Raw genomic sequence first — 22,760 nt, 5'->3', positions numbered from 1 at the left:
GAAGATATGTCACTACCAAATGTAATTCTAACTGTGCTGAGCAATCGCGACGCAACTGGTTACGATATCACCAAAGAATTCTCGCGCAGCATCGGTTATTTCTGGAAAGCGAGCCACCAACAGGTGTATCGCGAATTGAATAAAATGGCCGACAACAACTTGGCGACCTCCCGACTTGAACCGCAAAATGGCAAACCGGATCGTAAGGTCTACTCCATTACCGAGCTCGGACGACAGGCTCTGTTTGAATGGTTCCAGGAACCTGCTCGCAATCCAAAGATCCGCGATGAGTTCTTGGCCAAACTACTGGTTTGTGGCGTTCATAATTCAGAACCATTGCAAGAACAGCTTGAGGCACTCATTCAAGAGTCTCATTCGCTAATGAACAACTATGATGAACTGGAAAAAATCCACTTCGCGAATTACAAAGAGATGGATCGCCAGTTTCGTCTTGACCGCCTGACCCTGCGCCGCGGCATGCATAACCGCCAGGCGTGGATTAACTGGGCAGAAGAAGTCCTCATTGAACTTAAAGCAATCGAAAGTTCGAAAAGCAGCTGCGCGGGAGAAGTTCGTCTTTGTGGATAGATTGCCGGAAGTGGATGTGCTTGGTTGCTTCTTATAGCACGAGTGTTTAAAAGGTTGTTGATAATATGTTGAATAATAAAAATGTAGTTCGACAACCGTCATGAATATATTCTCTTTAGCGACGTAATTTAAATCTAAAAATAATATTTTTTCAAATGTTGTGTGTAGAACAAAAGGTTCAGCCCCATGAATATAACAATAAAAGCCAAGCTGGCCGCATTGCTATGCGTTCCATTGCTTACCATGAGTGGTTTTTTTATCACAAGTCTTATTAATACGGAAAATTCGGTTCTTGAGGCAGAAAGTAGCAATGTCAGTGTGAAGGTAGCTAAGTTGTTGAATGATAACTTAAAGGGGCAGGTCGATACCGTTACCCGCTCAATTTCTTATTATTATGAGAATTCGAAGCAAGAAAATATCAAGGCAGAGTTGGCGACTGATATCGCGACGTTTAGAGACACAATTGAAAGTATTTATAACAACAGTGCTTCCGCTGTCGATGCAGAAACCAGTATTAACGCTTTTATTAACCAATATCGGTGGGGCGGTGGCCGTTATATCTTTGCGTATGATGCCGCAACGGTTATTAACAAGGCTAACGGCGCCAACGAAAGTATTATCGGCACCAGTGCTTATGATAAAAAAGACACCAATGGCAAATATTATGCGAGAAATATTGTCAGTGCAGCTAAAGCCAATGGAATTGGGTTTACCAGTTATCATTTTTTAAACCCGAGAACTAAAAAAGACGAAGAAAAGCTGACGGCATCGGTTTACTTCGAACCGTTGAATCTGGTTATTGCAACGGGTGAGTACATCAGTACCCTAAGGCAAGATGAACTTGAGGCGGCCCTTAAGACCATCAGTTCATCTAAATACGGCCAAAATGGCTACTTTTGGGTACAAGATAAGAACGGCAAGATCCTGGCTCACCCAAAGGCAGAAGTTATCGGTACTGTCATTCCGGCAACAACATTAAAAATTGCCAACAGCATCAAAGGCCAATCCGAAGCTTTTGTTAAAATCGCTTTCGAAAACCCGGCCACCAAACAGACAGAAAACAAATTTGTCTATGCTCGAAATATTTTCCCGGAGTGGGGCTGGACCATTGCCACCGGCACTTATGAAAGCGATGTCACTAATATTCAAGATGAGCTGACTAACGCTACGGCAGAAATTTTTGAAGACAAAGTGAATATGAGCATTGCAATTGCCGCTGCACTGCTGGTGATTGCTCTGCTGGTCGCGGCCTGGTCGATCAATAAGATTGTTAAAGGCTTAGTAATGCTCAAAGAGCGCATTGACACTTTATCGACCGGCGAAGCCGATTTAACCTCGCGGATTGATATTACGTCACATGATGAGTTGGGTGATATTGGCAATTCGGTAAACAACTTCATTATTTATCTGCAGTCCATGATCCTGGAAATATCGCAAGCCTCTGCTCATATTACTGATGGTATCAAGCAGCTTGATGTGCAGTCAGAGCAAAATAATCAGGCGTTAATCCAGCACGCGTCAGAGACGGATCAAGTCGTCGCGGCTATTACTGAAATGAGCGCAACGGCTGAAACCGTCGCACAGAATGCTACCGAGACAGCCGCTAACACCCAAAAAGCCAATGATGATGCGCTGTTGGCAAAAGACGATGTGCTTGAGGCGTCTGGCAGTATGATTGTTCTGGTGGATGAAGTGGGTACGGCATCATCGAGCATTAATACCATGAACGAGAATACTCAGCAGATTGTCAGTGTGCTAGGTGTGATTGGTGAAATTGCCGATCAGACTAACTTGCTGGCGCTCAATGCCGCCATCGAAGCAGCACGCGCCGGAGAGCAAGGACGAGGCTTCGCGGTGGTTGCCGATGAAGTACGATCGCTTGCTGCGCGTACCCAGTCTAGCACCGCAGAAATCAATGAGATCTTAACGACATTGCGTCAGGATGCCTCTAGTGCGGTAGCTGCAATGGAAGTGACGAAAACAAGCTGCGAACGTACAGCTGAAAATGCTGAGCGGGTATCAAACAGCCTGGATGCGGTAACCGGATCCATTGTCGAAATCAATGATCTCAGCACCCAAATTGCAACCGCTTCTGAGGAGCAGAGTTCGGTAACCGAAGAAGTAAGCCGTAATATGAATAACATCCGCGAGATGGTTCAGGAGTTGACCCAAAACGGACAAGCTACGGTAGACAGTACTCAAAGCTTGGCAGCTGCCAACACCCAACTGAACACTCTGGTCAGTAAGTTTAAATTGCAATAGGCTTTTCAAACACAGTAATAGAGACAATTTAGCTTAAACAATCCGCTTATAAAGGCTTCTAAATCTAGAAGCCTTTTTTTATGCCGCCATTTCAAGTCATTGTTATCAAGCAAGAATAATTAACAACAATATCAATTAATAGGGTGATCCACTGCAGAGCGGCATTATTGTGCAAGCGACCAGGCAGTGATGGGTTGCAACAAAACACGTATTTCTTCGATAAGTTATTAGAGGGGATTAAATTGAAAAACATAATATACTTCACAGTATAAATTATACTAAGTAGTATTATTGTTGTTGTGTTAATCAATCAGATGTGTGAAAAAGATGCTTATGGACCACTTCAATCATAGCCACGCTCCTTTCATTTTAGATGACAAAGCGGTGAGTGAATTATTACCTAAACTAGATGTTCAATCGCTCATGAAAGAGTTGTTTACAGCGATCGCAAATCAAAAGGCGGTTCAGCCAAATCAAACACTCACCCCTTTTCCTGATGATAAAGGGGACTACATTACTTACCTGGGTGCGCTAGCCGATGAAGGCGTATTTGGTGCTAAACTTTCACCGTATATAGTGACGGAAACCACGCCGGTTATTACTGCATGGACGAATTTGATGTCGATGAAGACTGGGCAACCACTACTGTGGTGTGATTCTGGACAACTGACGGTAGAAAGAACGGCAGGAACAACAGCCCTCGCGATTGATTGCCTTGCACCTCAACAAAGCCAACAATTGGCTATGGTCGGGGCTGGCAATGTTGCATTAGCTCATCTTCGTCATGTGTTAGGTCTGCGTAATTGGAAAACCATTTATGTTTTCGCGCCAGAACTAAGTGACGATCTAGAACGCCAATCGACTGTTCGTGCCATGGACTCAAGAATCGAAATATCAACTTCCGTTATGGATGCGACAAACCAAGCGGATGTCATCATGCTCTGCACCTCTTCAGCGACCCCAGTGATTGCTAAAGCGCATGTAAAGGCATCGGCACTGATCACTTCTATCAGTACCAACGCTGTGAACGCCCATGAAATTCCACCAGAAATGCTTAACGATATCGACGTTTATTGTGATTATAAAGAAACGACACCGAGCAGTGCGGGAGAAATGTGTTTAGCGGTTAAGTTACACGATTGGGATACCAATAACATAGTCGGAGACCTTGCAGATCTTGTTTCCGGAAAGTGTGATATGCCTGATTATAAAAGACCTGTTTTCTTCCGTTCAATTGGATTGGGGTTGGAAGATGTTGCGATCGCTTATGGCATTTGGCAACAAGCTCTTAAAGGTGAATAACCTAAAATACCAGTTACTTTTAGACCATGATTAATGAAGGATATGCTATGAAAATCAAAGAGTTTGGTGTCGAGATTTGGATGAACGAATACGAAAATAGCTGTATCTATAATTTAGCAGAAACGTGTGTGGAGTCGTTGACGGTCGAGCAGCTACTCGATATGTCGGGTAAGAGAGATTGTATCATCGATGAACTGTTACCCATGAAGCTGACATATGGTGCGATTGAAGGCTCTGATCGACTGCGTGATAATGTGACCGCGCTTTATCATAACCAGAAGCGCAGCAATATATTGATCACCCATGGTGCGATTGGAGCGAATGCACTGATTCATGAAACCTTAATTGAACCGGGTGATCGTGTCGTATCTGTGCTTCCTACCTATCAGCAGCATTATTCGATCCCAGAAAGCTATGGCGCAGACGTACAGGTGCTAAAACTGAAAGAAGAAAATCAATTTTTACCCGATTTAGAACAGCTACAAAAACTCACGACGCAAAATACTCGCCTAATTACTATCAATAATCCTAATAACCCAACAGGGGCATTGATGGATGAAAGTTTATTAAAGCGAATTGTAGACATTGCTCGAGCTTGTGACGCATATATCTTGTGTGATGAGGTGTATCGAGGCACCGATACTGAAGGTAATGGTTTTACGGCTTCGATAGCCGATCTATACGAGAAGGGGATCAGCACGGCAAGCATGTCGAAGTCGTTTTCCTTGGCTGGATTAAGACTTGGTTGGATTGCAGCCCCTGAAGAGCTGATTGAAAAAGTCTGCATCCACCGTGATTACAATACGATAAGCGTTGGCATGTTGAATGATCACTTTGCTTGTATTGCGTTAGAGTGTCGTGACGCCATCTTGCAAAGAAGTCGCGATATTTGTCAAACCAACCGAGCTGTATTGGATGCTTGGGTCAAAAATGAACCACTTATTAGCTATGTAAAGCCAACATCGGGAACGATAGCGTTACTAAAATATGATTTAGACATGTCCTCGCGCGACTTTTGCGTGAAGTTACTTGAATCAAAAGGAGTGATGTTTACGCCCGGAAGTGTATTAGAAATGGAAGGGTATGTACGGATAGGTTATGCCAATAACCCACAAGTACTAAAAGAAGGTTTGAAGAAGGTTTCTGAGTTTCTCGCTGAAATATCACACTAAGATATTTAAATTCATGCCCTTAGTTTGTTGAGGGCATGATTGCTATTTTTGACGTGCTTTTTTGATCTCACGTAAATAATTGAAGACTGTCGCGCGTCCCATACTTAATACATTCGCAACATAATCCGCCGAACTTTTCCCTTTGAAAGCCCCTTCATCAAACAGTGCTTCAACTAATAACCGCTTCTCTTGTTGTGACAATGAAGAGATGGTTTGATGTTTACTTGCGAGCCAAGCATGAATAAAGCTATTTACTTTATCTTGCCAGTCATCATGAAATAATTTTTCAGGTTGTGGAATAAGGTTTTTGATCGGCAACAATAGGGCTAATGCTTCTTGCGCGGCTTCGACTGGCGCCGTATTCATATTGATACATAACATGCCGATTGGGGTATTTTTTGCATTCCTCAGCACCACACTCGTTGAGCATATCTTTTTACCATCCCAATTTAGTTTTTCATAGGGACCAATTACCGTTTCCGCTTGATCGAAATTAACGTCTTCTAATGAGGACGGGTCACCTATTTTTCGCTTAGAGATATTATTGGCAATATAGACCACACTCTGACTGTCCAGATCGTGAATAATGACTTCAACATAATCTGAAAACAGTAGCGTAATACCATCGGCAACAGCTGCATATTGCTGCAACAATATGTCTGCATTCTTAACGCTTTTACTTTGTTCCATCGTGATAACACTATTCAATATTTACTGACAGAATACTACCTAGCTAACTTTGTTTTGTATAGCTTCCCTCCTCGATTTTTAGGGCCGTAAACACGTCTAAACTATGATTTTAGCGATATAGAAGCGGTCCTGGTGATTAGATCTTAATTTGTCTTCTAAGTTGAAAGCTCACTTGTTCAGAGAGAGTACTATCAGAAGCTGAAGTAACAGAAGATATTCATAAAGGCGCTTCCATCGATACACTGAGTGTCAGTATTAAAGATGCATCGATCAGTATGCTCTACAAGAAACGCGTATTTTGGTTTGTGTTGCTTGTGTTTGGAAACCTATTTTCGGGTGCTGGCATTGCTTATTTTGAAGATATTATCACCTCCTATATTGCACTTGTTTTCTTTTTACCATTATTGTTCGATAGTGGTGGAAATGCAGGCTCTCAATCATCAAGACTCATGGTTCGCACTTTGGCTGTGGTTTTTACATGGAAGGTAGAAAACAGAGTACAGGGTCTGATAAGGGAAGGTGGATGATGTTGCTGTTATTGAGATATAAATTTGGTGAAAAGTAGACATAAAAAATGAGGGCAATATATACCCCCTTTTATCAAATATCAGAACATGAATCGAACTGATTATTCGTTAGTATCGTCGCTTGCGCTGTCTTCTGTGCTGTTGCTTGCACCTGGAGCCACGTCAGTTTTTTTAACGCGAATTTTATTACCAGCAACTTTTAGGCCGTTAAGAGCTTGCATTGCAGCTTTTGCTTCGCCAATTTTAGGCATTTCAACAAATGCAAAGCCTTTTGAATCGCCAGTCTCTTTATCCATGACCAATGAGCAAGATTGCACTTTACCGTGAGTCTCAAACATTGCCTGAAGTTCAGCTTCAGTTGTGATGCGATCAAGGTTGCGAATTAATAGTTTCATGGGTGCGCCGTGTAGTTATAAGTTAATAATTTTTATTTCGTGAGGATTGTCGCAGATATTTGAGAGTAAACCAAGAAAAGGACGCATTCGAAATGCACTGTAATCATTTCCTCAATGCTAAATAGGGCATTCCATTATTCGCGGTGTCACTATCGGGCTAGATTGCCAGTGCGATCCACAGTAATAAAGGCAATGTGATGATGGCAAAAAAATTGCCGAATAACACCATGGATGCAACATTTTCAGGTTCGATATTAAAGCGTTCAGCAAACAAGAAGTTCATTACCGCAGGTGGTAGCATGGTGAATAACACCATCATTTGCAGTTGTTGATGTGGTAAGGGTAAAAAGAAATAAATAACAGCAAAACTAATGGCACCAGTGGCTAAGCTAAATAGGGTGGTCATTAAGCCTACCCGTATACCTGATTTATGTAAGTTAACCATTTGTGCGCCCAACGACAACAGCATGACTGGTATAGATGCTTGACCGAGTAAATGCGTGGCTTCATATAAGGGTTGCCATACCGGAATATTCAATAAATTAAAAGCTAATGCTGCCAGCGTCGCCAGCAAGAGTGGTGTTTTAAAAAGTTGTTTGAGCGAGAGAGATTCTTTATTCGTCAGCAACGCCATGCCTAGAGTGATGTGTAGGGTGGTTGCAACTACAAAAAGTAATACCGCAGCCCCCATTGCCGATTCACCAAAGGTATAGCCAAACAATGGAATGGCAAGGTTCCCGCTGTTTCGAAACATTTGTGGTGGTGCCCACGCCTTGAAAGATAATTTATTCATGCGGGTAAGTGGGATCATTAATAACCCCGGCAATAATACTGCACATGCAGCCGCGACCAATAGCCATAACTGGGTGGTATCGGGTTTCATCATCACTAAAGATGAAAAGATCAATGCAGGACAAAACACATCCATATTAATCCGGTTAATAGGTTTGAAATCGGGTTTAAGTAACTTCGCTATGGCATAACCCACAAGTACAATTGCAAAAACTGGAAAGAGTATGCCAATAACTTTTTCTAACACGTTAACATCCTTGTGATATGACTCATCTTACCTGAACGCGATGAATATTCAGCGTAGTGGGTGCTGAATGCATAAATTTCAATCACTTCATTTTGTGGTACAAATAGATTTCATGCAAGGAAGTGGAGGGGCTTGTTTCGAGTAATTATCTTATCTATCAAAAAGCCGCTTCTTTGCGAGAACAAAAGAAACGGCTTGATGTTAGTGAACTGTGGCTATTTAGTCGTTAATGGTGCTGCTCTTTTGTCTTTTCAGGTTTCATTTCCATCTGATATGTTGCTTTTTCAACTGCAACCTCAATAGTAATTTCCCCCGCGTTTTTAAAATGCAGTGTCAGTGGAAATCGATCGCCTAATTTTGGCACCTTAGTAAGGTTAAAAAACATGATGTGGTTGGCACCCGGTTTTAGTGCAGTACCATCATTTGCTGGGATCTCAATATTTTTAACTTCACGCATCTTCATCATGCCGTCTTCATGAATATGAGCATGTAATTCTACTTTGTCTGCAATTGGGGATTCAGCACTGATCAATCCATCATTTTCGCTGCCATGATTCGTTACATTGAAAAAGGCTGCAGCAACCGATGAATTGGGTGGTACAGCTTTTGACCAAGGGTGGTCAATTTGCAAGTCTCCCACTTTGTAATCGTGCGCACTTGCAAAGCTTGATAGAAATAGTGCGCTACTAAATAGCAGGGTGATGAATGTATTTTTTTTCATGACTTTCTCCATGTTCCACCTCGTTATGCTTGTTTTAAAGTTGCATTGTGAATGGGTGGATATTTTCTTCTAATTGTTAGCTGATTTTTTTAGTTTATTTTTTATCGCAATAAGGCGGAGACTGTTTAGGAGCATAAGTAAGGTACATTTTTTCATAGCAGAAAAAGGGGCAAAGCGAGAGCCTCTTAAGCGTAGCTACAACCAACATGGCGAATAGGATGAATATACCTAAATACGCCAATAATTCTGCGGGCTGGTGGTGCTTTAAGAGTGGGCAGTGAAATTGGTAGTGTTGGTATTGATTGTGATTAAGCGATGATTTGTCACTGGAGAATGCTGATTGTTGAGCATTCTTTTGCAGTAACGTACTTGGGTCTATCCATCGCAAACCTTCTGCTGTACAGATTAAGATCTTTTCAGTCAGCGGTGCCGTTAACCAATTACTATTACCAGAAAATGCGGTTGGGTTAAGCACTACAATGGACGATAGAAAGCCGTTTAGCACGATCGACAATATGATAAGCGCACTTACCCTACTACTATTTTCACGAAAACTTCTACGGTTAGCTTCCAATACGTTTATCACTTCCTTGTATAATGCTGAGCATGTTATCAAAAAATAGCGCAATATCGTAACTTGTTGTATTAATTGTTTTGTAGTGGTTAAAGTTTAGTGGCTTTTTAAGCTTGGCCGAACTCATTGTGATTAGTTTCATCCCACATATTTAAAGCAAGTGGTTTCCTCCGTACTGAGATATAAACTGGAATATTGTAATAAGAATAATTTTTTGTTTGGGAAATAATAGGTATTACAGGAATAACAGAACTGGGCCAAGACGATCTTTTAGTTAAGCAAGAGCTACTCTTTTTCATGAATTTAGTGTGTATCACCGCATTGATGCAGCCTGGGTAAATACTTTCGTGTTCGCAATCCCGTTAAAAGAGGAAAATGAAGATTGCGTTATATTTAGGGATGAGTGACAAATGAATAGTATTTCGAGAAGAACGCTATTAAAAGGTGTCGGGCTAACAGGATTGGCTGGTGGAACTGGAGCCTGGCTTCTTACCGAGCAGCAGACACCAGAGGAGGCACTTGATGACTTGCTAGAAAATGCATTAACTGCTCTACCGGCGGCCAGTATCAGTGCAGCGCTAATCAAAAATGGTGAGTTGGCCTGGGGGAAAAGTGTTGGTTATCAGAATTTGGAGAATAAAAAGCCTGCAACTCTTGAAAGTATATGGCCAACCATAGGCTCAGTCTCCAAGTTAATCACTTGGACTGCCGTGATGCAACTGGTGGAAAAAGGTCAGATCAAACTGGATGGGGATGTTAGTGACTATTTAGGGTTTGACTTACGTAATCCACATTTTCCTGACACCCCAATCACTCCCTATCAATTGTTAACCCACGCTTCATCTTTGTCTTCGCGAAGAATGACATCAGCACCAGACAGCATGGCAGATTTTTTCTGTAAAGATTATTCCGTTGATCTGAAAGGCTGGATTACATCTTACCTCGCCCCTAACGGCATTAATTACAATCCAGATCTGGCTTTTGACCTATATCGGCCGGGAGACTTTGCGAATGTGACACCGGATCCCATTGGTGTGATCGCCGGTTATTCAAACCTGAATGCTTTATTAGCAGCCTATCTGATTGAACAAGTGACAAACCTCTCTTTCGAGGAATACACGCATAAATATATTTTTTCTCCATTAGGAATAAAAGATATTGGTTGGCAGAAGAACGATTTGGATCAACAAAAAATAATTACACCGTATGAAGCGAAAAATAGCCCTCGTGCTCCAGTCATGGCTGTATTTACCCAAAGTATGAAAGAGCGAGGTTACTTAAGTCAGACCGCGATACCATTTGATGGAAATAAAACGTATTTCGCCTTTGATGATTGCAGTTATTTTTCTCCTTTTAATGCAGCTGGATTATTAGGCTCTTCCACAACGGCATTAACCACCTTTATGCAGTCATTTTTGCCGCAGTACAATACCGAGACGCCATTACTTAAAAGAGAAACCATCGAAAGTATGTGGCAGGTTCAGCGCAGTGATCCACGAACGGGCAGCGTGCTTGGGCTGGGGTGGTTCCAATTTAGAACGACCCGACACGGCACATTCTGGGGGCATGATGGTGGTGGGCCAGGCATTTTGTCACGCGTTATGATTGATCCGGAAACTGGAAATGGCGTTGTGCTACTCATTAATAACTTCTTTGTGGACTTCCGACAAAGAGCCTTGTTGCTTGATCAATTGTGCGCATCGTTAAAAACGGCGTGACTATTGAGTCATCCAAGTGTTTTTTGTTTTTTTGTGCAATAAGCTGGAGTAGTAATGATCAAGGAAAATGATTACATAAAATTGGGATTAAGAATATCTGTCATATTAGTACCCGTGATTTTAATATGTTGGATTGTATTTTATCCATCTAAAGTAGATATGAGTTCTTTTAATTGGACTCAAAAAGCCAGTCAAAATGACTGGAAAGTAAGCTTGCCTGAACAAGAAGGTTTTGATCAAAACACACTGATTGATTTACATAATCATGTAACTTTACGTAAATCAAAAAGAATACAATCGTTACTTATCACTCGTAATGACCAGTTAGTTTTTGAACAATATTACCCTGTTAGAAGCTCAATAGATGGCACTCCCATGCCAGATCCCTATCCATCAGCACCTGATACTTATCACCAAATGAGATCTGTAACAAAGACGATAACATCAACTCTGATCGGTAATTTACTATATAAGAAAGAAATATCAGATATCGATACACCACTATTTGATTATTATGCAAATGAAAACATTCTAGATTTAGATAAGAAAAAGAGTATTAAATTAAAACATGCCTTGGACTTTAATAGTGGCCTTGATTGGAAAGAATGGGAGGAAAGGAATAGTGATGCTATGAACATGTGGCTATCTGATGACCCATATTCCTATATTTTTGGGAAAGGTATTGCTTATCAGCCGGGTGAAAAATTTGTTTACCAAGGTGCTATGAGCGTACTACTAGGCGGCGTTATCGAAAAAGTTACGGGGATGGATCTTAGACAATATGCGGAAACAGCATTATTCAATCCGCTTGAAATATCAAATTATGATTGGTTTACTCATGAGGTAACTGGCGATTATTTAGGTTCATCTGGATTATATTTAAGATCTCGTGATTTTGCTAAATTGGGCCAGTTATACTTAAATAAGGGCCTTTGGAATGGAGAGCGTATTTTTTCAGAGCAATGGGCTGAAGAGAGCTTAAAACCAAAAGGTAAATTTTGGCCTGAAAAGACCATTGAATATGGTCATAATTGGTGGTTCCCATTTATTACTAAAGATGGAGAACAGTTAACAATCGCTGGAATGAGAGGAGCAGGCGGACAGGAAATGTTCATTATTCCAGATTTAGAGTTAACGTTTGTTATTACATCAGGAGCATATATTGATCAGGATGAAGATTATCCATTAGAGTTGATTGTAAATTATATTTTACCATCTATTGGTATCGATCATGCTCAGTATCAATCAAAAATATAAGTATTGAAGGCATAACGAGCAAATCGCAACATTATGCATAAGTACAAGTATACTTATTTTCAAATATAATTTAGGCAGCAAGCGCGTAAAATTCATCCCAAACAGATAAACGTTCAGGGTTGTCGAGCTGCCGATTTCGACCGACAATAAACCTAAAAGGGTGATTGGCGTATCGATGCTGGATGAAGTGTTATTTATAAACACGGTATTACAGGGCTCAGATAAGCCTTTATAAGGTTGATGCTCGGAAGAATGGCATGTCAGATAGCCGTTAATAAAACTAATAACTTAACCTTGAGGTGATGATTTTCCGCATTCATCACCGATATTACGCGTGAAAACGTCAATTTCTGCTTCAACAAGACATAACCTCTGCAATCGCTCTTGATAGACTTTTAATCTCGAAAACAAATCTCAAAAACTATGCACGAAAATAAACTCGAAAATATTATGTGTATCTTATAAAAGGACGATCATCTATGCCACTACTGACAGGCACATTGACCCATTTTGCTAACCCCAACGCGCATTCAGACACTGAGTATTCTGTCGAACAGCACGCTATTTTAAGTGTAGAAAGTGCAGAGCAAGCCATTCGTGATATTACGCAGTGGCCGGGTTACGCTGTCACGCCATTGCATTCGCTGAATGATATTGCGGTATCAGCAGGGTTTGGAAAGCTGTGGTACAAAGATGAATCACAGCGCTTTGGGTTAAAAAGCTTCAAAGCATTGGGTGGCGCTTATGCCGTGGCACGTCAGTTACAAGCGGTGCTGGCGATTCGATATGGTAAAACCCCCACAATTACGGATTTATTGGCTGGTAAGTGGCAATCTGAAGCTGCTGAAATTGTGGTGAGCTGCGCGACGGATGGCAACCATGGTCGTTCAGTTGCTTGGGGTGCACAGATGTTTGGTTGTGGCTGTGTGATTTACATTCACCGCGATGTATCGGAAGGGCGTAAGCAAGCGATGGAAGCTTTTGGTGCTGAGGTGGTTCGTATCAGCGGCAATTATGATGAATCGGTGCGTTTGGCTGACTCTGAAGCTAAAGCGCATGATCGCGTGATTGTGTCAGATACTTCGTACGAAGGTTACATGGAGATCCCAAAAGATGTGGCATTGGGTTATACCGTGATGCTGGCTGAAATTGTGGAACAACTGAATGATGAAATCCCAACACATGTTTTTGTACAAGGTGGCGTGGGCGGTTTAGCCTCAGCAGTATGTGGTTACTTTTGGGATTTATGGGGTAAGCAACGCCCACGTTTCATTATCGTAGAACCAGAACAAGCAAACTGTCTTCAGCAAAGTGCACAGGCGGGCAAACCTGTTGTTGTTGGTGGCGACCTTGATACCTTAATGGCTGGTTTGGCGTGCGGTGAAGTGTCGAGCTTGGCGTGGACTATTCTGGAAAATGGCGCTGATGACTTCATGACACTCAGTGAAGATGCGATTCCACTAGCAATGCGCTTACTTGCGAAAGGCTATCAAGCCGATACTGCAATTGAAGCGGGTGAATCTGCAGTGCCGGGTTTTGCGGCGGCTGTATTAGCCCGCCAACATCCTGAATTTGCACAAGCGATGCAATTGGACACATCAAGTCGCGTGTTAGTGATTGGTACTGAAGGGGCGACCGATCCTGACTTGTATAAACAGCTTATTTCTGAATAGTTAATGCTTAATAGTAATTGGCGAATGGTTTATTAGTCGTTACTTAATAGTAAAAAACGGTGTGAAGCTGATCTTCGCGCCGTTTTTTATCAATCTTGCTGGTCATCAATTGGGATGGTCAGACCCACTTTGACTGGATCCATCACTACATTGGTCTGAAAGCTTTTGATGTTGGCATTATCAAAGAAAGCTTCACGGGTGAAATTATCGTATCCCTCCATATCGACTGCCGTCACAATCAAAATGAAATCTGAACTGCCTGTTACGTAATAGCATTGTTGAACGGATCGGTTGGCATTCATCTCTTTTTTAAAGTTGTGCATCAAATCTACACGTTCGCGTTCTAACGTTACTTGAACCACAAAAGTCATCGCATACCCAATCGCTTTGGGGTTGATGACTGATACGTCAGCTTGAATGATGCCCTGCGCACGCATACGTTTTAAACGACGTTGAACTGCAGCTGGCGATAACCCTATCTGTTCTGCAATCTGATCTGACGTTGTGCGGTTCGATACTTGAACAATATCCAAAATCTTACGATCGAAATTGTCTACGGAAGGGGTCGGTGAATGAGCCATACCAATGTATTCCTTGTTTTTTGTTGTGAAAATATTGCTCGTTTTATTTGTTTTTATGTGACCGATCTAAAGGTTATTTTTATCACGTAACGTACGTGTTTGGCTCGGTAATGAAAAAGTACTATAGCGCAATATGCGGAAACGGCATTATTCAATCCGCTTGAAATATCAAATTATGATTGGTTTGCTCATGAGGTAACAGGAGATTATTTAGGTTCGTCTGGATTATATTTAAGATCTCGTGATTTTGCTAAATTGGGCCAGTTATATTTAAATAAGGGCCTTTGGAATGGAGAGCGTATTTTTTCAGAGCAATGGGCTGAAGATAGCTTAAAACCAAAAGGTAAATTTTGGCCAAAAAAAACAATTAAATATAGTCACAATTGGTGGTGCCCATTTTTAATCATCGACCACCGCTCCACGCAAGCGCGTATAGACCTTGCAACGCCAAAGCCCAACGTTAATATGATGCAGTGCTAGCGCGTTGGAATGGCTGCCGTTAATAATCTCTTTTTTTGACTGGCCATGTTAGCCAATGGCTTTCTGAGAAAAGGCTCTCGCTGCTTTTTAGTGACAGCTTTTGCCATTCAGGTATGAAAAAGTGGCAAAAATTATCGGCATGATAAAATAAAGCCACTAACTTGTTCATCGCGGGTTCTTTATGTAATGAGTCCTTCTTAGTCGAAAGGACTCATTACAGAATCTGCTTTTAGTTCCCTAAAATTTCATCTCGAGTTCAGGCTATTTTAAGTAATAACGAGGGTTTGCATGCCCCCATATGGTATATAATTCAGGGAAAATTAATTTTGAGTAATCTTCCATTTCAGCCACACTAATCTGTGCGTTTTTTTGTTTGCCAAATAGTGTAACTTCTTGACCTTGTTTCACACCTTTTATGTCTGTGATATCAACAATGGAGGTATTCATTGATGTGACACCGACGACTTTCGCACGTTGTCCATTGATAATGACGTCGGCCTGATTTCCCATTCTACGAGGGTAACCATCTGAGTAGCCAACGGGAAGGTTTGCAAGTACGCTATCTCGCTTGGTTATATACGTACTGTCATAGCCCACGGTCTGGCTGGCAGGGAGCTGGTGTATAGAAGCGATTCGAGTTTTGAAAGAAACAATCGATGGGTATTCTGGATTAGTAGGCAGATCGCCATACAATACACCGCCAGGGCGCACCATATCTAGTTGCGCTTCAGGTACATTTATCGAAACATAAGAATTAGCCACGTGAAGAGTTAATTCGTCACGTTTTAAATCAGCTTGTTTGATGAGCCAAGATGAATTTGTTTGAAAGTCTTTTAATTTTGCTCGTACTTCATCAGCATTGTAGTTTGGAAAGTGCGTCATTATGCCGACAATGTTTAAGTTAGCTTGCGTTGCAATATCAAGAGCTTCTGTTTTTCCTTGCTCAGTGGACATGTCAATACCATTTCGACCCATTCCACCGTCATTCAATGCTAAATGGACGTTGATTTGTTGATTGCGCTCTACTCCCAACTCAGCGATGAATTTTGCTTGTTGGTGGCTACCAATCAACTCTTCGATATTAAGATCTAAACTCTGCTTGATCTCTCCTAAACTCGCAGAGCGAACACGGATTAACTGCCCTTTAAAGCCGCTTTCTCGTACTGCTCGAGCTTCAGCGTTACTCGCAATCGCCACGCAAGGAATCTGTTGTTCAAGAATGGTTGGCATTAAGCCAAATATGCCATTCCCATAAGCATCGGCCTTCATTACAGCACAAATTTTAGTATCAGCTTTAATGTGTGATTTGAACTGTTCTATATTGGATTTAAACTGACCCAAGCTTACTTCTAACCAAGAGTTTGATTGTTGAATTGATTGCTCACTTGGTAGATTTTGATCAATGACTAGTGGTGCGCTGTAAATAGAAAATGATGGAAAAGTAATCGCCAGCGATAACAGCGTTATTTTAAAATTCATGGTGTCTCCATAACGATAAATTAATGAGATTAATTGAGTTTGAAACGATTCATTGCTTCATGTAATGAGGAAGATAATTGACTAAGTTCATTGCACGCTAACGCCGTTTGTTTTGATCCTTCGGCGACTTCTTGAGAGGCAACATGGATTGTTTCTATATGGCGACTTAAATCTTCCGCCACAGAATCTTGTTGGCTACAAGCACTTGCGATCTGTGTGCCCATATCAGAGATGTTGGATACGGAATGCTCAATCGAATTCATTAACTGAAGAGAACGGTGGCCTTGTTCTGAATAGGTTTCAATACATTCACAGGATTTCACTGTTGCTACTTTAGCGTGTTTGGCAAGTACTTGTAGTTTTTCAATAACCGCAGTTATTTCTCCAGTTGAGTCCTGAGTGCGTCCTGCAAGAGTACGAACTTCATCAGCCACGACAGCAAAGCCTCGGCCAGATTCACCAGCTCGTGCTGCTTCAATGGCTGCGTTTAATGCAAGAAGGTTGGTTTGATCGGCAATGCCACGGATCACATCAACGATAATGTTAATTTGGTGAGACTGCTCTTCTAACGCTGATACCGTATTGCCTGCATCATCAATAACTCCGGCGATTTCTTTAATAGAATCTACCATCGCTTTGTTGTCTTTCGCTCCATCTTTCGCTTGTTGATTAGCTTCACTAGCCTGACTTGCGGAGTGCTCAGTGTTGTAGGCAACATCGGCAACTGACGCTTTCATTTCTGTCATAGCTGCTGCGATTTGAGCAATTTGATGCTGTTGGCCGTGCATTCCTTTTGTGGATGTATCTGAAATGTGAGTCATTTCTTCTACTGCACTGCTTAGTTGTGTTACTGCCGAAATAATTTCATCGATCAATTGACGCAAGTTATTTTGCATTTGTGATGAGGCATCTGCTAACGACCCAAGTTCATCATTCCCAATTGCTTCACGATCTAACTGGGTTGATAAGTCGCCTTTTGCAATCGCATTAGCTTGTTTTACAATTAGAGATAGTGGCCCACAAATTAATTTAGAAAGTAATAAGGTAATACCAATCATGAAAATAAAAATGGCTAGGTTGCTGTAAGTTGACATTTGAGACAAGCGACTAATCGAATCAAGAATTTGTGCGCGGTTGCTATTCATTGCTTGTTTTAGGATGTCAGTTAAGATGCTAACTTCAGTTTCGATGATTTTAAATGAAGGATAAGAGTCGGTCAGAAGAATTGAGCGAGCCACTTTCTTATTGTTGAGTAACATAGCGCTGTTGAAGTTATCTATATAATTAATGTAACGCTGCCAACCACTCATAAGACGTTTGTACGATTCTTCCTCTTCTCCGGGCCAAACGGTTTGCCCATAAGCACGGAGTTCTGCTTCAATGTTTTTACGAATTTCTTTATTTTGATTGATCTTTTGGGCTATGGTTTCTTTGGATCCTTCCATGATGAATACTAAAAATTGGCTACGTCGTAAGTTCGCAATTTGATCATGTATACTGTCAACTTTTTCAGATGCGGGCAGGGTATCATCAGTATAATTTAGGAGATTACTGTTGATATTTGTTAGCTCATTATGTAAGAAAAAGGAAAAAAGAAGAATCATCATCGCAATGATTGAGAATGCACCCGCAATTTTTTTACCAATTGTTAAGTGTTTTAGGAACATGAATGTATTACCTATGATCTAATGTGTTTGTTGATGAAAAAATAATTTTTATTCATTTTATTTGACCATCAAAGGCCAGTGGAAATGTTATCGAGTGGTTGATAAATACAGCGATAATATTTGAAAAGGTAATGATGGATAAGAGTGGTATTAATGCGCTAGTGCTAACACTATATTAATCCCCAGCTCTGATTAACAGGGGAAGTGTTCAGCCTTGTTGCATATGAAAATTAGTACATTGTTACTTATTACAAAATTGAATTATTTCTATTTTATTCAAGTATTATGTTTACGTAAGGCTTTGTTGTTGGTTAGATTATCTAGTGCACATGATGTAGTAGTATCAAATGCATTGGATGGTATATCAGCGGCACTGTCACAGTATTGATTGAATTCGTCAAACCCTATGAATTTACAGCCTTTTTTAATGGTGATTTTATTGTCATGAATATTTGATTTTATTGGTTCACTGTATTCGTCTTTCATCAAAAAAACACCTTTTTGCATCAGTAATTATGGGAATATTTAGTCGTTATTTTTACGATACTACTCACTGCCTCATAATATATAATTGCCATCCAGTTTTTGTTTTCCATCAGAGAGCGGGACATTACGTTACCATCTTGTTGAACAAATAAATCCACTTCATCATCAAAATAAAAACTTTTAGAATAAAAGCTCGTTAATAATGAACATAGCCTTTTCGTCTAAGAGATCAAAGGTAATTATCAACAGGTAAAATACCCAGTGATGATATCGATACCGATATAGTCAATAATTTAGACCGCAAGAAATTTATGAACAAATGCCATCGGAGTTTAAATATATACAATGCCTTTGAGGTTTTTAAATTGTGATGTTTATCTGTCGATTAATATCCTTTTAACTTTGACGGCGGGAAGGTTACTTATTTTTAGTGTTAATATCAATAATTAGTATGACAAAACATACGCTTATGTATTTTAAAATAGGCATTCAAGCCTGTGCATGTAAAAGTTTTTGTTTCTAATTGTATGATTTAAAGGTATTAATTATTTTTTAATCAAATTAATAAGATTTATAGATAAACTGGTATGAACAGTGTTATTAGATTTAGTTGCCGACTAGGATTGTGAATAACGTTATAAATATGACGGTGTGCCATTTATTTGTCGCCTATTTTCAAGGCGTTTTATATCAATAAATCGTCTAATTTTCACCATAAGTCTACTCAAATTTAATAATGGTTTATATTTATATTGTTCACCTAGTCGTGTGAACTTGGTTACCACCGAACCTTAGCTAGTTTAAGAGGGGCTGTTACAACTAATTACATAAGGTTGTACTAGCCAGCGGTAGGGGAAGTTTTTACGTATAAATAACCTCAACGCTGAAGAGGTGGTTCATGACGGCGGATTTCTCGCATAAGAGTTTGAGGCTCTTATCTATATAGGAAAGGCGCTTTAATTAATAAAGCACCTTTAATTTATGCCCTCAATTTCTAGAGTTTAATCGACTAACTTTTCACCATAACTTTAGCAATCGATGAAGACGTTTTACCCTCGTTATCGGTTACTGTTAGCTTAAACGCCAGTGTGTTTTCTGCACTTGGTGTAAAGGTGTATGCATATTTGCTATCTGGATAGGCAATCTCAGTTTTTGGCCCACTAACCTGACTCCAATGGTAGCTGACTATTTTACCGTCAGGATCGGATGATTGAGTACCATCTAACGCGGTCCATTGACTGGTTCCACTTATCGCATCTTTAACAACGGCAATAGGCGCTTTGTTGCTGTCTTCTACACCTTTTACTGTTATCGTCTGGATTGCTGAGTCAGAAGCCCCAGTTTGGTCGGTAATGGTCAGCTTAAATTTCAGTACAGAACTGTAATTAGGCGTGATCGCATAAGCATAACGACTATCAGCATAATCGATACGGACTTTTGGCCCCGCAACTTGTTGCCACAAATAAGTTACTTGGTTTCCTTTCGGCACAACAGACTTAGTACCATCCAACGCTACCCATTGATGAGCTTGCGCGGTGATATTTTCGATTACTCGTGCCTGTGGCGCATCGCCCTCAACTTGTATTTGACCTTGATACGCTTTGGCATTGTGCTCGGTAACCGTTAGGCTCATATTTCCTTCAACAGGTACATCAAATTGCGCCACACCATTTTGATCGGTCGTTACAACATGAGCTTCACCAGATGCAGAAACCAACGCAACCCGAGCTTTCGCTAAGCGTCGCTCCCCCTCACTAACAACAACATCAAACTTGGCTTGTGAGCCTTTGGCTAACTGTGATGGATAAGTCACGGTTAATTGGTTTGGTCTTTCAGTTCTTAGCTCAAGCTCCGGATCACCAAACCAGCTAAAGAAACGCGCGGTTAAAATCGCGTGGCTATCTTCAGCGCCATAATGGCCAAACAAACGATCTTTGGCGCGGTTCAACGCCATTGCAGGACGCCAAGAGACAGGATAAACAGCGCTAGACCACGCGCCGTCATAGTCATCCCAAAGGCTGTCTAAAATAGCGGCATGCATCAGATCGTTATAACCGGAGTAGCTTACTCTTACTGCGCCTGTAAACCCAACGGCACCACCATTGGCATTGCGCATCCAAGACTCAGCAAATGAATCTTTTCCGTCAAACCAACCTGTAGCGCAGTTCAAGCTAAATACAAACGGGGCCATATTGCCATTGGTTAACGCATTCACTTCTGTTGCGGTGTAATGCGGATCAGCCCAACCTGAACCATTGCCATAACCATGGTCACGGTGCATGACAAAGCCTACACCTTGGTTAATCGCATCAGCAATCTGAACTCGATCGCCATTACCTTGATCTTTCCACACTTGTGGTACTGAACTTGGAGGATTCACACGGGCACTGCCGTAGTTCCAGCCACCATATTTAAGTTCTTTGGTTAAGTCAGCATCCCATTGCAACGCAGTATGGACGCTATAACCTTTATTGAACCTGTCACCTAGACCAGAGAAAAAGTCGTAGTCAGGACCTAAGAAATCGGCAGCGCGGTGCAAATCTTCCATAAACATGCGATCGGCAACCCGATTGGCGTCGCGATCTTGATACTGTCCGGCAAGAAGGACATGTTTGTAACGATCTGAATCCGTCGGATTTTGTTCGTAATTTAAGCTGCGGTTAACCATAGTGGTAATTTGAGCTTCAGTATCCCCCGGCAAACGTCCTATCACTACATCGGAGTATTTATCATCACCGTCAACAAGTGTGTATTCGTAATCGGTATGCCAGCGGTGATCTTTACCGTGGTAAGGGTGACCGACAATTTCATAACCTGGGATATCTTCATGATCACCTACCAAAAGTACATATGAGGTCATAGTACCGTTGCTATAGGCATCTTTAATATAAGCCTTTATTTGTGCCTGAGTGTTACCGACCTCTGTTACTGTCGCGACGTGCACTTGATAACCCTTCTTACGCTTCCACGCCGCAAGTGGTTCTACCGTTTGTTGAAATCGGTCTGCAGTAATGATCAAGTAATCAGCTTTTTGAGCAGGTGTCAGATCAGCCTTATTTCCTTGCGATGGTACGTTGTCCATTTTTTGCTTTGGTTCAACTTGTTCATCACGTAAGTCAATTACCGCTTTTTTTTTCGCATCAAATTCAAGTTTATCTTCACGCTTTGGCTCTGATGCATCAGACAAAATATAATTAACTTTAAAACGTACTTTCTGTGCGAAACGTACCGTTCCTTCTGTTGAATTAAAATCTATAGGACGATATGAAATCACGGCGTAACTCTTGCCACGAACGCGCACCGTTTCAACGACAGAAATCAGTGGCACCTCACTATCTGTTAAAGCATTATAGGCTGCATCATCTTTTACAAATGGCATATGTTGATCGGGACGGTTGCCATCTTCTTCAACTACGTCGGGAAATGGTAGCTGCACAGGATCAACCACCATATCGGTATAGGTTTTTGACCACTCGACATTTTCAACCACTAACTCCAGCTCTGCGCCATCTGGAATACGAACCAGTTGACGATAACCGGTTAAATTTGGTTTTCCCGGTTCGCTAGGTGCTGCACCATCTGGCAGCATGATGCGATTATAGATATTGCCATCGGCCATTTTGACTTTAGCCAAAGTTAACTCGGTTAACTTCGCTTCAAACAAAGCGCTGTGGCCTTGTTTCTCAAGCATTGAAATGTAGTTGCTCGTTTCTCCATCTTTTTTGCCCGAGCGAGTATCCACTGGTGGGGCGAATTGAATAACTTGCTTATCAAATACCGATGCATCGGTATGCTCTAGCGTATGAGTAGCAGCCAAAACCGAAGGGGAAAGGATCGCGAGGGTTAATAGAAGCCTAGCCTGATTTAACTTCATAATATCTCCATATTATTGCAAAAAATTATTATTATTCTTAATAGGAATGTATTGGTAAAACTATCACCATTAATAAGGGTGTGTTGATGGTCTTATTATTTCTAATAAGAACTTATTGATAAAGTCCTTATTTATGGCGATCACATCAAATAATGAAAAACTAATTTATCTATCTACTAAATCATCAATAAATAATTAAAAGACAGAACTCATCGCTCTTACTATTAATGTAGAGAAGGATAAGATTTAATAAAATATAAGTGCCAAGTGAAAGT

At 41.0% G+C, this 22,760-nt stretch carries 17 protein-coding genes and 1 pseudogene; 8 read left to right on the top strand and 10 right to left on the bottom strand.

The genetic code is table 11. The annotated features are described in order from the left end of the window. Nucleotides 1-6: 6 nt before the first annotated feature. The 4 genes from C9J12_RS10140 (at nucleotide 7) to C9J12_RS10125 (ending at nucleotide 5,324) form a co-directional block, all read left to right on the top strand. A complete protein-coding gene (locus C9J12_RS10140) occupies nucleotides 7-588 on the top strand; it encodes a PadR family transcriptional regulator (RefSeq protein ID WP_107242600.1) in 582 nt (193 codons plus the stop codon). Between the two features lie 186 nt (nucleotides 589-774). Then, nucleotides 775-2,850, top strand: a complete 2,076-nt coding sequence (locus tag C9J12_RS10135) for a methyl-accepting chemotaxis protein (protein WP_107242599.1) — start codon at nucleotides 775-777, stop codon at nucleotides 2,848-2,850. A gap of 333 nt (nucleotides 2,851-3,183) precedes the next feature. Continuing rightward, nucleotides 3,184-4,152 (top strand): ornithine cyclodeaminase family protein, encoded by a 969-nt coding sequence (locus C9J12_RS10130; RefSeq protein WP_193944657.1) that lies wholly within the window; start codon nucleotides 3,184-3,186, stop codon nucleotides 4,150-4,152. Between the two features lie 47 nt (nucleotides 4,153-4,199). Next, nucleotides 4,200-5,324: an aminotransferase gene (locus tag C9J12_RS10125; protein ID WP_107242597.1), complete on the top strand. Its 1,125-nt coding sequence runs from the start codon at nucleotides 4,200-4,202 to the stop codon at nucleotides 5,322-5,324. A gap of 42 nt (nucleotides 5,325-5,366) precedes the next feature. Here the strand turns inward: C9J12_RS10125 and C9J12_RS10120 are convergent, their stop codons facing one another. Further along, nucleotides 5,367-6,014, bottom strand: coding sequence for a helix-turn-helix transcriptional regulator (locus tag C9J12_RS10120; RefSeq protein WP_107242596.1), 648 nt, complete (start codon nucleotides 6,012-6,014; stop codon nucleotides 5,367-5,369). Between the two features lie 215 nt (nucleotides 6,015-6,229). On the opposite strand from C9J12_RS10120, the pseudogene C9J12_RS10115 reads away from it, so the two are divergent. Beyond that, nucleotides 6,230-6,481: pseudogene (locus C9J12_RS10115) on the top strand (magnesium transporter); the annotation flags it as partial. 161 nt (nucleotides 6,482-6,642) lie between these two features. Here C9J12_RS10115 and C9J12_RS10110 read toward each other — a convergent pair. From C9J12_RS10110 to C9J12_RS10095, 4 genes are all read right to left on the bottom strand, one after another. Continuing rightward, on the bottom strand, nucleotides 6,643-6,936 hold the full coding sequence (locus tag C9J12_RS10110) for an RNA recognition motif domain-containing protein (RefSeq protein ID WP_107242595.1): 294 nt from the start codon (nucleotides 6,934-6,936) through the stop codon (nucleotides 6,643-6,645). Between the two features lie 157 nt (nucleotides 6,937-7,093). After that, nucleotides 7,094-7,975 (bottom strand): AEC family transporter, encoded by an 882-nt coding sequence (locus C9J12_RS10105; protein ID WP_107242594.1) that lies wholly within the window; start codon nucleotides 7,973-7,975, stop codon nucleotides 7,094-7,096. A gap of 226 nt (nucleotides 7,976-8,201) precedes the next feature. Beyond that, nucleotides 8,202-8,696, bottom strand: a complete 495-nt coding sequence (locus tag C9J12_RS10100; RefSeq protein WP_107242593.1) for a copper chaperone PCu(A)C — start codon at nucleotides 8,694-8,696, stop codon at nucleotides 8,202-8,204. A gap of 94 nt (nucleotides 8,697-8,790) precedes the next feature. Next, a complete protein-coding gene (locus tag C9J12_RS10095; RefSeq protein ID WP_227876319.1) occupies nucleotides 8,791-9,270 on the bottom strand; it encodes a hypothetical protein in 480 nt (159 codons plus the stop codon). Nucleotides 9,271-9,680: 410 nt separating this feature from the next. Here C9J12_RS10095 and C9J12_RS10090 point away from each other — a divergent pair, with 410 nt between their 5' ends. The 3 genes from C9J12_RS10090 to C9J12_RS10075 all read left to right on the top strand — a co-directional run bounded on the left by C9J12_RS10090 (nucleotide 9,681) and on the right by C9J12_RS10075 (nucleotide 13,918). Next, nucleotides 9,681-10,988 (top strand): serine hydrolase domain-containing protein, encoded by a 1,308-nt coding sequence (locus tag C9J12_RS10090; RefSeq protein ID WP_107242592.1) that lies wholly within the window; start codon nucleotides 9,681-9,683, stop codon nucleotides 10,986-10,988. A 54-nt stretch (nucleotides 10,989-11,042) separates the two neighbouring features. Continuing rightward, nucleotides 11,043-12,245 carry a serine hydrolase domain-containing protein gene (locus C9J12_RS10085; RefSeq protein ID WP_107242591.1) on the top strand — a complete coding sequence of 401 codons (1,203 nt, stop codon included), beginning with the start codon at nucleotides 11,043-11,045 and terminating at the stop codon, nucleotides 12,243-12,245. Nucleotides 12,246-12,724: 479 nt separating this feature from the next. Beyond that, nucleotides 12,725-13,918: a diaminopropionate ammonia-lyase gene (locus tag C9J12_RS10075; protein WP_107242590.1), complete on the top strand. Its 1,194-nt coding sequence runs from the start codon at nucleotides 12,725-12,727 to the stop codon at nucleotides 13,916-13,918. An 89-nt stretch (nucleotides 13,919-14,007) separates the two neighbouring features. Here C9J12_RS10075 and C9J12_RS10070 read toward each other — a convergent pair whose 3' ends face one another. The 5 genes from C9J12_RS10070 to C9J12_RS10045 form a co-directional block, all read right to left on the bottom strand. Beyond that, on the bottom strand, nucleotides 14,008-14,499 hold the full coding sequence (locus C9J12_RS10070) for an Lrp/AsnC family transcriptional regulator (protein WP_107242589.1): 492 nt from the start codon (nucleotides 14,497-14,499) through the stop codon (nucleotides 14,008-14,010). 741 nt (nucleotides 14,500-15,240) lie between these two features. Then, complete coding sequence (gene alr / locus C9J12_RS10060; protein WP_107242587.1) at nucleotides 15,241-16,458, bottom strand: alanine racemase; 1,218 nt, start codon at nucleotides 16,456-16,458, stop codon at nucleotides 15,241-15,243. A 29-nt stretch (nucleotides 16,459-16,487) separates the two neighbouring features. Next, nucleotides 16,488-18,125: a methyl-accepting chemotaxis protein gene (locus C9J12_RS10055; RefSeq protein WP_107242586.1), complete on the bottom strand. Its 1,638-nt coding sequence runs from the start codon at nucleotides 18,123-18,125 to the stop codon at nucleotides 16,488-16,490. A gap of 276 nt (nucleotides 18,126-18,401) precedes the next feature. Further along, entirely contained in the window at nucleotides 18,402-18,611 is a 210-nt protein-coding gene (locus C9J12_RS10050; RefSeq protein WP_107242585.1) for a hypothetical protein, read from the bottom strand. 1,009 nt (nucleotides 18,612-19,620) lie between these two features. Continuing rightward, nucleotides 19,621-22,485: a C25 family cysteine peptidase gene (locus C9J12_RS10045; protein ID WP_170111752.1), complete on the bottom strand. Its 2,865-nt coding sequence runs from the start codon at nucleotides 22,483-22,485 to the stop codon at nucleotides 19,621-19,623. Between the last annotated feature and the right edge of the window lie 275 nt (nucleotides 22,486-22,760).

The sequence above is a fragment of the Photobacterium frigidiphilum genome (assembly GCF_003025615.1).
Lineage (GTDB): Bacteria > Pseudomonadota > Gammaproteobacteria > Enterobacterales > Vibrionaceae > Photobacterium > Photobacterium frigidiphilum.
The sequence above is the reverse complement of the archived record's forward strand: the minus strand, read 5'-3'. Positions and strand labels throughout refer to the sequence as shown.